Here is a 12,556-nt window from a genome sequence, read left to right as displayed (position 1 = left end):
TCTCCCCTTACACGAACGGCAGCCGCGCCTCCGCCAGCGCCGCGACATAGCGGTGCATCGCGTCGCGCGCCTCGTCGGTCAGCGCAACGAACGCGCGACGGCGATCCTCGGGATCGGGTGCGCGATCGAGCAGGCGCGCGGCCGTGAGCTTCCCGATCCAGCGCAGCGCGGTGGTCGGTGCGACGGCGGCGGCGATGCACAGGCTGGAAACCGAAACGCGCGCGCTCTCCAGTTGCGCCGCGAACAGATCGAGCAGCATGTCCCATGCAGGATCCTCGAACAGCCCTTCGCCGAAGAACCGGTCACGCAGACGCCGCGCGCGCAGCACGTCGCGCACCGTGCCCGCGGTGATGTCCGCGGTGGCGGGCGCGGGCGCGAAGCGGCGGCGCCGGTCCTCGGCACGGTCGCTGCCCTCGCGCTCGGTGAAGCGCGTCAGCATGTCGGCGATGCGCGCGACCTCGGCGCTGAGCCGCGCCAGCCGCTCGCGCTCCTCGTCGGCGGCGCGAACCGCACCGGGCCCGCTCGCGGCCGCGATCGCCAGCGCGCCGATCCACTCGGCCGGACTGGGCGCGCAGAGCAATTGCACCTCGTCCGCCGCATCGCCGAGCGCGGCGATCACGAGATCGATCTGCGCCACGCTCATCGCGACGACGCAGCGCCACGCGCGCGCCTGCGCCAGCATCCCGGCGACCGCGACGACGTCGTGCGCCACCTCGTCGGGTGCACCGTCGAGATCGAGCACCAATACCGGTGCCGGCTCGGGCAGCGTGGCGAGCACCGTCGCCGCCTCCTGCAAGGCGATCGACGTGCCCAGCTCACCGCCGATCAGCGCGATCGCCTCCTGCGCGGCGGCGCCGCCGGCCGCATCCATCGTCACGAGCGCGAACGGCGTCGTCCGCGCGCCGGCAAAACCAAACGGGGTCGCCACGGCTCAGTCCAGCGCCTTGACGATTTCCTCGACCATCTTCTTCGCGTCGGCCAGCAGCATCATGGTGTTGTCCCTGTAGAAAACGTCGTTGTCGACGCCGGCATAGCCGACCCCGCCCATCGAACGTTTCACGAACAGCACCGTTTTGGCCTTTTCAACGTCGAGCACCGGCATCCCGTAGATCGGCGAGGATTTATCGGTCTTCGCCGCCGGGTTGGTGACGTCGTTCGCACCGATCACGAACGCGACATCGGTCTGCGCGAATTCGGAGTTGATGTCCTCCAGCTCGAACACCTCGTCATAGGGAACGTTCGCCTCGGCCAGCAACACGTTCATATGCCCCGGCATTCGCCCGGCGACCGGGTGGATCGCATATTTGACGCGGACGCCCTCCGCCTTCAGCTTGTCGGCCATCTCACGCAGCACGTGCTGTGCTTGTGCGACCGCCATGCCGTAGCCGGGGACGATGATGACCTGCTCCGCCTGGCTCATCAGGAAGGCGGCATCCTCGGCCGAACCGCGCTTCCACGGTCGATCCGTTTTGGCCGCGCTTGCGCCGCCGGCCGATGCTTCCGCGCCAAATCCCCCCGCGATCACGCTGATGAAGCTGCGGTTCATCGCCCGGCACATGATGTAGCTGAGGATCGCGCCCGACGAGCCGACCAGTGCGCCGGTGATGATCATCGCGCTGTTGTGGAGCGTGAAGCCCATCGCCGCCGCGGCCCAGCCCGAATAGCTGTTGAGCATCGACACCACGACCGGCATATCCGCGCCGCCGATCGGGACGATCAGCAGGAAGCCGATCGCGAACGACAGGATCGTGATCGTCCAGAACACCCACGGGCTCTGGTCGAGCGTGAAATACGCCACCAGCGCGACGATCGCGGCGAGCACGCCGAGATTGATGACGTGACGCCCCGGCAGCAGGATCGGCGCGCCGCCCATGTTGCCGTTGAGCTTGAGGAACGCGATCACCGAGCCTGAGAAGGTGATCGCGCCGATCGCGACGCCCAGCCCCATCTCGATCCGGCTGACCGGATTGATGAGCGCGACCGCGCCGCCCGGGGTGAGCACCGGCAGCGCAATGCCGAACGCGACCGGGTTCAGATACGCGGCGGCGGCGACCAGCACCGCGGCGAGACCGACGAGGCTGTGGAAGGCGGCGACGAGCTGCGGCATCGCGGTCATCGCGATCCGCCGCGCGGTGGTGAGACCGATCGCCGCGCCGAGCGCGATCGCGGCGACGATCTCGAACACTGCGACGGTGTCGACCGCTGACAACAACGCCGCATAATCGGCACCCTCGACGAGCACGGTGATCGTCGGGACATGCGTGATGAGCGTCGTCAGCACCGCGATGCCCATGCCGATCATGCCGAAGCGGTTGCCGCGCTGGCTGGTGGTCGGGCTCGACAGCCCGCGCAGCGCGAGGATGAAGCACACGCCCGCGACGAGGTACGCAAGGGCGACCCATGGATTGACGGCGTGTTGCACTAGGCTCTGCTCCCCCCGATTGCGTCGCCCCTGCGCAGGCAGGGGCCTATGTCTGTTTCGTCCTGCGCGGTGGCTTCGACACATGCGCGTCGTGATTGTGTCAGCCGTTCTTCTTCCACTCTACAGTCATGGGCCCCTGCCTTCGCAGGGGCGACGGTGGCTCTTCGACGACGGTCACTTCACCGCCGGGCGCTCCTTCTTCTTGTACATCGCCAGCATTCGCTGCGTGACCGCAAAGCCGCCGAAGATGTTGATGCTCGCCAGCACCACCGCCAGCAGGCCCAGCCATTTGCCGCCGACGCTGCCCGCGGCCGCGCTGGCGATCAGCGCGCCGACGATGATGACGCTGGAGATCGCGTTGGTCACCGCCATCAAGGGCGTGTGCAGCGCGGGCGTGACCGACCAGACGACGTAATAGCCGACGAAGCACGCCAGCACGAAGATCGACAGGATCGCGATGAAGTCCATGCTGGCCCCTTTCGTTCAGCGCCGCGCCGCGGCCGTTCGGTCGCGCAATGCCACCATCTCGGCGAAAATCCGATCGCCCTCGGTAAAGATCTCGGTGCGGTCGCGCTTCGCCTCGGCGGCGACGAGCCGTGCGGCCTCGCGTTCGGCGCGACGGCGTTGCGCCGCCGTCCGGCCGGTCGGCGCGGGACGCGGCGTGGCGGTCGGCTGGCAATCGTAGACGGTCTTGCGATCGTGCCTCTGGCGATCCGCCACCGCGCGTGCGTAGACGCTCGCCAGCTTCGTGCCCTGCAACGACTGGACGAAGGCGGCGTCGCGTGCGGCGTTCTGCGTGCGATAGGCGTCGATCGTCGCCGGGTCGCAATGCGGCACGACGAACGCCTGGTAGCGATCAACGAGATCGTAGAAGGTGCGGCGATCGGCTTTGTCGGGCGATTGCGCGGCGGCGGCAGTCGCCAGCAGCAATCCGGCCAGCGCCCCCCAACGCCGCCTCACGACAGCAGCCGCGCGTTCACGACCTTCCCGTCCTTCGTCAGCCGGATCGCGTCGCCAATCTCCTCATCAAGGACCGGACGCCCCTGCTCCTTGTCCCAGAAGGTCGAGAGGAAATTGTAGAGGTTGCGCGAGAACAGCGCCGAGGCGTCGGCGGGCAACCGCCCCGCGACGTTGCGGTGCCCGACGATCCTGACGCCGTGCCGCTCGACCACCTCGCCCGCGACGGCGCCCTCGACGTTGCCGCCCTGCTCGACCGCGAGATCGACCACGACCGAGCCCGGGCGCATCGACGCGAGCTGCGCATCGCTGACCAGCCGCGGCGCGGGACGGCCGGGGATCAGCGCGGTGGTGATGACGATATCCTGCTTGGCGATGTGCGAGGACACCAGCTCGGCCTGCGCCGCCTGATATTCGGGCGACATCTCGCCGGCATAGCCGCCCGAGCCCTCACCCTCGATCCCGGCGACATTCTCGACGAAGATCGGCTTGGCGCCGAGCGACTGGATCTGCTCCTTCGTAGCGGAGCGCACGTCGGTGGCGGACACCTGCGCGCCCAGCCGCCGCGCGGTGGCGATCGCCTGCAACCCGGCGACGCCGACGCCCATGACGAACACGCGCGCCGCGCTGACCGTGCCCGCCGCGGTCATCATCATCGGAAAGGCGCGGCCATATTCGGCGGCGGCGTCGAGCACCGCCTTGTAGCCGGCGAGATTCGATTGCGACGACAGGATGTCCATCGACTGCGCACGCGTGATCCGCGGCATGAACTCCATCGCCAATGCCTCCAGCCCGGCGGCGGCATAGGCGTCGACCCGCGCGCGCTCCCCGAACGGGTTCAGCCCCGCGACGACCCACGCACCCGGTGCGACTCCGGCCAGCGATGCAGGGTCCGGCCCCTGCACGCCTAGCACGATGTCGGCCCCCGCCAGCGTCGCGGCGCGATTGCCGATCGTGGCACCGGCGGCGGCGTAATCGGCATCGGCGAAGGACGCCGTCGCCCCCGCACCGTCCTCGACCGCCAGCGTCGCGCCCAAAGCGGCGAACTTCTTCACCGTTTCCGGCGTGGCGGCGACGCGGCGTTCGCCGGCTGCCTGTTCCCGAACGACCGCGATCTTCACCGCGCGACTACGAGATGAGCCAGATGACGAGGAACGCGAGCAGGAAACAGGCGACTGCGCCATATTTGAGCATGCCGATCATGCTCGTATACGTTGCCTCATGTGCCTTCAGATCGGCAGGTTCGGCCATGATGATCCTCTTCCCCTTGAACGGTTGCCGTGACCGTAGTTAAGCAATCAGCAACAGGCAATATGGTGATGGCCGCATGACAGTTCGGTTTAAGCCCCCCTTTACTCAAGGGCGCTAGGGCAGCATCGGACGAAACATGGGGCCTGGCCACAACATGACGCGCAACGGACAACGTCTGCTGATGCTGATCGACGCCGAAGCCGCGCAGCGGCGCGTCGTGGCGACGATCGCGGCGCGTGGCGGCTGGCGAACGATCATGGCCGAGGACGCCGGGAGTGCGCTGGCGACGCTGGCCACCGAAGACGGGATGCAGCTCGACGCGATCCTGCTCCACCATGCCGAAGCCGATGTCGAGCCGGCGCCGGTGATCGCGCAACTGCGCGCCTATCGCCCGCAACTGCCGATCCTGCTGCTGACCGCGCACGCCTCGGTCGCCAGCGCCGTCGAGGCGATGCGCGCCGGGGCGACCGATTATCTCAGCAAGCCGCTCGCCCCCGAACGGCTGCTCCACGCGCTGGAGGCGGCGGTCGGCGCCACGGCGGGAGGCGAGCTGCGTCCGTTGACCGAGAAGATCCCGGCGATGCTCGGCTTCGACGAGATCGTCGGCACCGCGCCCGACTTCCGCGCCGCGCTGTCGATCGCGGCGAAGGCGGCCCGCGCGCGCGTCGCGGTGCTGATCGAGGGCGAGAGCGGGGTCGGCAAGGAAGTGGTCGCGGAGGCGATCCACGCCGCGTCGCCGCGCAACGCGTTGGAGCGCGTCACGGTCAATTGCAGCTCGGTGCCGGCCAATACGATCGCCAGCGAATTGTTCGGGCACGAGCCGGGTGCGTTCGCCGGCGCATTCGAGCGGCGGCAGGGCCGCTTCGTCGCCGCGCATGGCGGCACCCTGTTCCTCGACGAGGTCGATTGCCTGCCGCTGGACGCGCAGGCGTTGCTGATGCGCGTGCTCCAGAGCGGCGAGGTAGTGCCGCTGGGGGCGCGGCACGCGCAGGCGGTCGACGTGCGCGTGATCGCGGCCACCAACAAGAAGTTGACTGACGAAGTGGCGGCGGGGCGATTCCGCGAGGACCTTCTCTTCCGGCTGAACGCCGTGACCGTGCCGATCCCGCCACTGCGCGAGCGTGCCAGCGACATTCCGGCGCTCGCCCGCCATCTGCTCGAGCGGATCGCGCGCCAGCCGGGTCTGCGCCACCTGAACATCACCGACGACGCGCTGACCTTGCTAATGCTCTACGACTGGCCGGGCAACGTCCGCCAGCTGCAGAACGCGCTGTTCCGTGCGGCGGTGCTGTGCGAGGGCGACACGCTGACCCGCGCCGACTTTCCGCAGATCGCGGCGCTGGGCAGCCGCCCTGCCCCACGGGCCCGCGGCGAGATGCCGGGCGTGGCGCTGTTCGGTGCCGACGGCCACATGCGCCCGCTCGAGGAAATCGAATCGGACATCATCCGGCTGGCGATCGCGCATTATCGCGGCCGCATGACCGAGGTCGCGCGGCGGCTGGGGATCGGCCGGTCGACGCTGTACCGCAAGCTCAACGAACTGGGGATCGACACCGCGGCCTGACGGCGGCACGGTCGCGGGCATGACCTTGCCCGATGCCGCTTATTCTTTTGCCGGACGCGCGTACCTCGTCACCGGCGCCGCCTCCGGGATCGGCCTCGCCTGCGCGCAGCATCTGGCGGCGGGCGGCGCTGCACGGCTGGTGCTCGCCGACCGCGATGCCGCGGCGCTGGCGCGCATCGATCTCGGCTGCACGCTCGACCTGCTGCCCGGCGACGTCGCGGACGAGGCGTTGTGGGACGAAGCGGCGGCGGTGCTGACCGGGATCGACGGCGCGGTGGTCAACGCCGGGGTCGCGGGCGCCGGTGCGATCGCTGCGCTGTCATTCACGGAGTGGCGGCGCATCCTGTCGGTCAATCTCGACGGCGCGTTTCTGACGCTGCGCGCCGCGATGCGGGCGATGGAGGGGCGCGCCGGCGCGATCGTCGCGATCGCATCGGCCGCGGGGATCAAGGCCGAGCCGGGCGTCGCCGCTTACGGCGCCTCAAAGGCTGGGCTGATCCAGCTCGTCAAGGTCGCCGCCAAGGAAGGCGCGGCGCAAGGGCTGCGCGTCAACGCGATCGCGCCGGCCGGGGTCGAGACGCCGGTCTGGGACACGGTGCCGATATTCGCCGACCGCGCCGCCGCGATCGGCCGCGACGCGGCGTTCGCGGAGCTGGCCGCGCTGGCGACGCCGCTAGGGCGTTATGCGAAGCCGGAGGAGGTGGCGGCGCAGGTCGGGTTCCTGCTGTCCGACGCGGCGGCGTTGGTCACTGGCGCGGTGCTGGTCAGCGACGGCGGCTATACGCTCTGACCCCACTTCGTCATTACGAACGCAGCGAAGCGATGACGACAAGGGAGCACCCTCACAGGGCCCGACTGTAGGTGTGCCGTGCGCGGGGGCTAATGCTGCGACACGCTCAGCATGAACGGTGTAGATCGTCCTCCGTCGCGATCATCGACCCGCCCTCACCACAGCACACCGGTCTTGTCGGGCACCATCGGCTCTGGCGCTTCGTCGCCGATCGACTGGAGCAGGTCGATCTCGATCGTCCGGCACATCGCGCTGAGCGGCAGATCGTGAACGGTGTTCGCAAACGGATCGACCAGATCGTCGCCGATTGCCAGCACCGCCAGGAACATGAGCCCCGCCACCGTCGAGCCGAGCGGGGTCGCGAAGCCCAGCGTCTCGACCAGCCCGATCGGCAGCAGGATGCAGAACAGGTGCGTGAAGATCGTCGGGAAGAATCGATATTGATTGGGCAGCGGCGTGTTCTTCAGCCGCTCCATGCCGCCCTGCGCATTGGCGATGTCGATCAGCACGCTTTCCATCGAGGTCTGCTGGATCGTGTCGATCCAGCCCTTCTCGCGCGCCTCGTTGATGCGGCGGCCGGTGCCGTCGACGATGCCGTTGGCGGTGTTGGTGCGCGAAAGCGCGAAGTCCGCCTCGCCACGCGACAAAAAGCGCAGCACCTCGTCATCGACCTTCTGCTTGCGCAATTGGCAGCGCAGCGCGTTCACATAGGCGATTTGGCGCAGCACGATCGTGCGCTTCATGTCGCGCGCCTCGGGATCGGGCAGGAAGTTGCGCGCGGCACGCGCCAGGTTGCGGCTGGCGTTGATCATCAGCCCCCACAGCGACCTTCCTTCCCACCAGCGTTGATAGGCGGAATTGCTGCGAAAGCCGAGAAACAGCGCCAGCGCCGAGCCGAACAGCGTCAGCGGCAGCTCGGGCGCGTGGAACGGCAGGATATAATAAGTGATCGTGACGATCACGTCCCAGACGAACAGGATCACGAGCGGCTTCCAGACCTCGCGAACGATCTGGGTAAGGCGGGGTACGGCAGTGACGATCATGCCGCGCTAACGCACATCAAAACGATCCGTGCCCGTTTCATTTCATTGCCGTCATGACATCGTCGATAGCGCGCGGTCGCGCAACCCCCGCCAGACGCGCAATGCCTGCATGGTTTCCGAGACGTCGTGCACGCGCAGCAACTGCACCCCCGCCTGCGCCCCCGCGAGCGCCAACGCGACCGAGCCGCCGAGCCGCGATGCGACGGGCGCTTCGTTGTCGAGCGCGCCGATCAACCGCTTGCGGCTCGCGCCGAGCATGATCGGGCAGCCGAGCCCGTGGAACAGCGCCAGACCGTTGAGCAACGCGAGATTGTCGACAAGCGACTTGCCGAAGCCGATCCCCGGGTCGACCATGATCCGCCCCCGATCTACCCCCGCAGCGACCACGGCGTCGATGCGCGCCTCCAGCCAGTCGAATACCTCGATCACCACGTCGCGGTACGTCGGGCGACCATGCCCACCGGCCTTCGGGTCGGGGGAGTGCATCAGTATGACCGGCGCGCCGCTGCGGGCGACGATCTCTAGGGCGCGCTCGTCCCACAGCAGCGCGGAGACGTCGTTGACGATCGCCGCACCGGCCCCCAGCGCCGCCTCGATCACCGCCGCCTTGCGGGTATCGATCGAGACGAGCGCGCCGCCGCGCGCCAGCCGCTCGATCACCGGCGCGACGCGGCGCGCCTCATCCTCTTCCCAGACCAGCGCCGCGCCGGGGCGGGTCGATTCGCCGCCCACGTCGATCACCGCCGCGCCCGCCGCGGCCATCGCCATTCCCGCCGAGGCCGCGCCGGCGGGATCGTCGACATGTGCGCCACCGTCGGAAAAGCTGTCGGGCGTCACGTTGAGGATCGCGGCGATGTGCGGCTGGTCGAAGCGCAACGTACGCTCGCCGAGCACCCAGGGCGGGCGCGGCGCGGTGATCCGCGCGTGGAGCGTCGTGGCGCGATCGCCGAGGTGCGCAATGTCCGCGACCGGCACGATGCGGCGGGCGGCGGGCTCGATCACCTCATAGGCCGCAAACCACTGCAACCCGCCCGCCAGCCGCGCGACATGGCCGCCGGGGTAGGCGAAGGGCGCGTTGGTGAAGTGAACGGGGCGAAGGTGCATCATCGTGACTCCCCCCTCCCTTTCAAGGGAGGGGTCGGGGGTGGGTGCGTGCTCGCGATACGGTGATCAATCGCGCGCGGGAGTCGTACCACCAAGCCTCGACCCACCCCAACCCCTCCCTGAAAGGGAGTGGCTTAATTCCCCGCGCCGTCGCCCCTGCGCAGGCAGGGGCCCATCACTGTTTCGTCGTTGAGAGACGATGACACATGAGCGTCGGCCGTGTGTCCGCCCGGAACGATCGACGAGACAGACATGGGCCCCTGCCTGCGCAGGGGCGACGGGATCCTACGGCTGCGTCGCAAGCAAATACGTCTGGCGCAGCACGTCAATCGGCTTGAGCGCACCTTCGGCCTCGTAATGCCAGAACGTCCAGCCGTTACAGGCCGGCGCGCCCTGTACCGTCGAGCCGACCTTGTGGATCGATCCATTCGCGCCACACGGCGACGACAGCGATCCGTCAGCGCGCACCATCGCCTGCCAGCGGCGCTTGGTATCGACCAGCATCGTGCCCGGCGTGAGATAGCCGTTCTCGACCAGCACCCCGAATGCCACCTTCGGCTGCGACTTGGGGCTCTGCATCGTCGCCAATGCCGATTCGTCGAGCGGCAAGGCGGCGGCGATCCGCTCCTCGGCGGCGGCGATATAATCGCCCTCGCGTTCGATCCCGATCCAGCGGCGTCCGAGCCGCCGGGCGACCGCGCCGGTCGTGCCGGTGCCGAAGAACGGATCGAGCACCACGTCGCCCGGCTTCGTACAGGCGAGCAGGATGCGATACAGCAGCGCCTCGGGCTTCTGAGTCGGATGGACCTTTACCCCGTCCTTCTTCAGCCGCTCACCACCGCCGCAGATCGGAAATTCCCAGTCCGAGCGCATCTGCAGCTCGTCGTTCAGCGTCTTCATGCTGCGATAGTTGAAGGTGTATTTTGCCTTCTCGCCCTTTGACGCCCAGATCAGCGTTTCATGCGCGTTGGTGAAGCGGGTGCCGCGGAAGTTCGGCATCGGATTGGCTTTTCGCCACACGATGTCGTTCAGGATCCAGTAGCCGAGATCCTGCACCGCCGCGCCGACGCGGAAGATGTTGTGATAGCTGCCGATCACCCAGATCGTGCCGTCATCCTTCAGAATGCGGTGCGCCTCCGCCAGCCACGCGCGGGTGAAGGCGTCATATTGCGCGAAGGTGTCGAACTTGTCCCAGTCGTCGGTGACCGCATCGACATGGCTGCCGTCGGGGCGGAATAGCTCGCCGCCGAGCTGGAGATTGTAGGGCGGATCGGCGAAGATCATGTCGACCGACTTCGCGGGCAGCGCCTTCATTTGCGCGATGCAATCGCCGCGCAGGATCTGGTCAAGCGGCATCACCGCCGGCGTTTCCGCCGCGGTGGCGCGCCGCCCACGCACGACCTTTTCCATGACCCCCATCGAATTCCTGCTCCCCGTCTGCGACCCCCAAAAGGGCGGGAAAGCGCGAGTCCGTCAAGGGTCGTGCGGCGAAGCGAGTCTGCGTTCCACTCGTTGTCAAGGCGGAACAAGACGAGTCCGCTTCTATATGTTGAGTCATCGACGAGGCGACAGACTCAAGCGGTGGTGGTGTGGCCGAAACGACTCAGAACGGCAAAATGCATTGCGCGACCGGCGCGAAGCTGCGGCGGTGGAGCGGCGACGGCCCGTGTTCGCGCAACGCGGCGAGGTGTTGCGCGCTGCCGTAGCCCTTGTTGGCGTGCCATCCGTAATGCGGATGTGACTCGGCGGCGGCGATCATGATCTGGTCGCGGGTGTGCTTGGCGACGATCGAGGCGGCAGCGATCGAGCGGCTGTGCGCGTCGCCCGAGACGATCGCTGTCGCGGCATAGCTCCACCGCGGCAGCCGGTTGCCGTCGACCAGCACATGGCCCGGCACACACCCCAGCACTTCCGCCAACCGGTCGACCGCGAGCGTCATCGCCTTCATCGTCGCCCAATAGATGTTGAGCGTGTCGATCTCGGCGGGCTCGACGATCCCGACACCCAGCGCCGCGCAGTCGGTGAGCCGCGCATAGAGCCGGGCGCGCTCGGCGGCGGAGAGCTTCTTCGAATCGTCGATCCCGCGCGGCACGCCCTTGGCGGGCAGCACCAGCGCGCAGGCGACCACCGGCCCGGCGAGCGGCCCGCGCCCGGCTTCGTCCACCCCCGCCACCGGCGGCAGGCACGCGCGTTCATGCTTCAGGCCAGGCATCCGCCATCCCACAGGTCGAACGGCGCGTCGCCGAGCGCATGGCCCATCGGCCCATGTCCCTCGCCCAGCCCCGGCGCGGCGAGCAATGCAGCGCGCACGTAGCGGATCGCCCGCGCGATCGCGGGTTCGAGCGTCAGCCCGGCGGCCAGCCCCGTGGCGATCGCACTGGCCAGCGTGCAGCCGGTGCCGTGGCTGTGCCGCGTGTCGATGCGCGGATTCGCCCATTCGGCGATAAGACCTGCGTGGCCGATCAGTCGGTCGACCACGGTGTCGCCCGCGGCATGGCCACCCTTCACCAGCACCGGCGCACCGATCATCGCGGCATAGTCGCGCGCGGCGGGCTCGACCTCTTCGGGTGCGAGCGTCTCGCGCCCGACCAGCGCCGCCAGCTCGGGCAGATTTGGAGTGACGAGCGTGCTCATCCGCGCAAGCCGTGCAAAGCCGACGACCGTGGCCGGATCGGCGAGGTGCGCGCCGCTGGTCGCCACCATCACCGGATCGAGCACGATCGGTGCGGCGTACAATCCGCTCACCAGTTCGTCCGCAACCGCGGCAGCGATCGCCGCACCACCGAGCATCCCGATCTTGACCGCGTCGACGCCGAGGTCCTCGACCACGCTCGTCATCTGCCGACGCACCATCTCGGGCGAGAGCGCGGTCATCGCCTGAACGCCGAGCGTGTTCTGTGCGGTGACCGCGGTGATGGCGGTCATCGCGTGGCCGCCGAGCATCGTCACGGTCTTGATGTCGGCCTGGATGCCCGCCCCGCCGCCGGAATCGGAGCCGGCGACGATCAGGACGCGAGCGATCGTCATGCGCGGTGATGCCGCTCGGTCGTGGCAGGGTATTTCTTCAGCGTCTTGCCGACCCGCGCCGGGCGGTCGAGCAATTCGCCGTCGCAATTGGGGCAGGTTTCATCGAGCGCGTCGGCGCATTCGGCGCAGAAGGTACATTCCATCGAGCAGATGAACGCGCCGCCCTCGTCGGCGGGCAGGTCCACGCCGCAGCGTTCGCAATCGGGTCGCATGTCGAGCATGGCGGGCGTTTAGCGCGGCGCTTTCGTCTTTGCGAGCGCAGCGAAGCAATCCAGGGCGTCACGCGCTGGGCTCTGGATTGCTTCGCTCCGCTCGCAATGACGGGTGGGCGGTCAGTCGACGAACGCGCGCTCGATCACGAATTGCCCGGGGTTGGCGTTCGACCCTTCGGTCAGCCC

The 12,556-nt window shown here is 68.4% G+C and carries 14 protein-coding genes; 2 read left to right on the top strand and 12 right to left on the bottom strand.

The window, feature by feature from the left end; all coding sequences use genetic code 11:
- Positions 1 to 7: 7 nt before the first annotated feature.
- From AADI75_RS09770 to AADI75_RS09745, 6 genes are all read right to left on the bottom strand, one after another.
- Positions 8 to 928, bottom strand: coding sequence for a winged helix DNA-binding protein (locus AADI75_RS09770; RefSeq protein WP_341208841.1), 921 nt, complete (start codon positions 926 to 928; stop codon positions 8 to 10).
- Positions 929 to 931: 3 nt separating this feature from the next.
- Entirely contained in the window at positions 932 to 2,422 is a 1,491-nt protein-coding gene (locus AADI75_RS09765) for an NAD(P)(+) transhydrogenase (Re/Si-specific) subunit beta (RefSeq protein WP_341208840.1), read from the bottom strand.
- Positions 2,423 to 2,596: 174 nt separating this feature from the next.
- Entirely contained in the window at positions 2,597 to 2,890 is a 294-nt protein-coding gene (locus AADI75_RS09760) for an NAD(P) transhydrogenase subunit alpha (protein WP_341208839.1), read from the bottom strand.
- A 15-nt stretch (positions 2,891 to 2,905) separates the two neighbouring features.
- The gene (locus AADI75_RS09755; protein ID WP_341208838.1) at positions 2,906 to 3,382 is read right to left on the bottom strand and encodes a hypothetical protein; all 477 of its coding nucleotides are present in this window, start codon (positions 3,380 to 3,382) and stop codon (positions 2,906 to 2,908) included.
- A complete protein-coding gene (locus AADI75_RS09750) occupies positions 3,379 to 4,500 on the bottom strand; it encodes an NAD(P) transhydrogenase subunit alpha (RefSeq protein ID WP_341208837.1) in 1,122 nt (373 codons plus the stop codon). Before AADI75_RS09750 ends, AADI75_RS09755 begins: the two co-directional genes overlap by 4 nt.
- A 7-nt stretch (positions 4,501 to 4,507) precedes the next feature.
- Positions 4,508 to 4,630, bottom strand: a complete 123-nt coding sequence (locus AADI75_RS09745; RefSeq protein WP_081668495.1) for an aa3-type cytochrome c oxidase subunit IV — start codon at positions 4,628 to 4,630, stop codon at positions 4,508 to 4,510.
- A 154-nt stretch (positions 4,631 to 4,784) separates the two neighbouring features.
- On the opposite strand from AADI75_RS09745, the gene AADI75_RS09740 reads away from it, so the two are divergent.
- A complete protein-coding gene (locus AADI75_RS09740) occupies positions 4,785 to 6,194 on the top strand; it encodes a sigma-54 dependent transcriptional regulator (RefSeq protein ID WP_341208836.1) in 1,410 nt (469 codons plus the stop codon).
- A gap of 19 nt (positions 6,195 to 6,213) precedes the next feature.
- Entirely contained in the window at positions 6,214 to 6,984 is a 771-nt protein-coding gene (locus AADI75_RS09735) for an SDR family oxidoreductase (RefSeq protein ID WP_341208835.1), read from the top strand.
- Positions 6,985 to 7,139: 155 nt separating this feature from the next.
- On the opposite strand, the gene AADI75_RS09730 is transcribed toward AADI75_RS09735, so the two are convergent.
- The 6 genes from AADI75_RS09730 to AADI75_RS09705 form a co-directional block, all read right to left on the bottom strand.
- A complete protein-coding gene (locus AADI75_RS09730) occupies positions 7,140 to 8,027 on the bottom strand; it encodes a bestrophin family ion channel (protein WP_341208834.1) in 888 nt (295 codons plus the stop codon).
- Between the two features lie 51 nt (positions 8,028 to 8,078).
- Positions 8,079 to 9,131 carry a dihydropteroate synthase gene (gene folP / locus AADI75_RS09725; protein ID WP_341208862.1) on the bottom strand — a complete coding sequence of 351 codons (1,053 nt, stop codon included), beginning with the start codon at positions 9,129 to 9,131 and terminating at the stop codon, positions 8,079 to 8,081.
- 285 nt (positions 9,132 to 9,416) lie between these two features.
- Positions 9,417 to 10,550 (bottom strand): site-specific DNA-methyltransferase, encoded by a 1,134-nt coding sequence (locus AADI75_RS09720; protein ID WP_341208833.1) that lies wholly within the window; start codon positions 10,548 to 10,550, stop codon positions 9,417 to 9,419.
- Positions 10,551 to 10,734: 184 nt separating this feature from the next.
- Positions 10,735 to 11,343 (bottom strand): ribonuclease HII, encoded by a 609-nt coding sequence (locus tag AADI75_RS09715; protein WP_341208832.1) that lies wholly within the window; start codon positions 11,341 to 11,343, stop codon positions 10,735 to 10,737.
- On the bottom strand, positions 11,331 to 12,158 hold the full coding sequence (gene thiD, locus AADI75_RS09710; protein ID WP_341208831.1) for a bifunctional hydroxymethylpyrimidine kinase/phosphomethylpyrimidine kinase: 828 nt from the start codon (positions 12,156 to 12,158) through the stop codon (positions 11,331 to 11,333). The genes AADI75_RS09715 and thiD overlap by 13 nt, the downstream gene beginning before the upstream one ends.
- The gene (locus AADI75_RS09705) at positions 12,155 to 12,379 is read right to left on the bottom strand and encodes a DUF1272 domain-containing protein (protein ID WP_341208830.1); all 225 of its coding nucleotides are present in this window, start codon (positions 12,377 to 12,379) and stop codon (positions 12,155 to 12,157) included. Before AADI75_RS09705 ends, thiD begins: the two co-directional genes overlap by 4 nt.
- Positions 12,380 to 12,556: the final 177 nt, after the last annotated feature.

The sequence above is a fragment of the uncultured Sphingomonas sp. genome (genome assembly GCF_964021865.1).
Taxonomy (GTDB): domain Bacteria; phylum Pseudomonadota; class Alphaproteobacteria; order Sphingomonadales; family Sphingomonadaceae; genus Sphingomonas.
The sequence above is the reverse complement of the archived record's forward strand: the minus strand, read 5'-3'. Positions and strand labels throughout refer to the sequence as shown.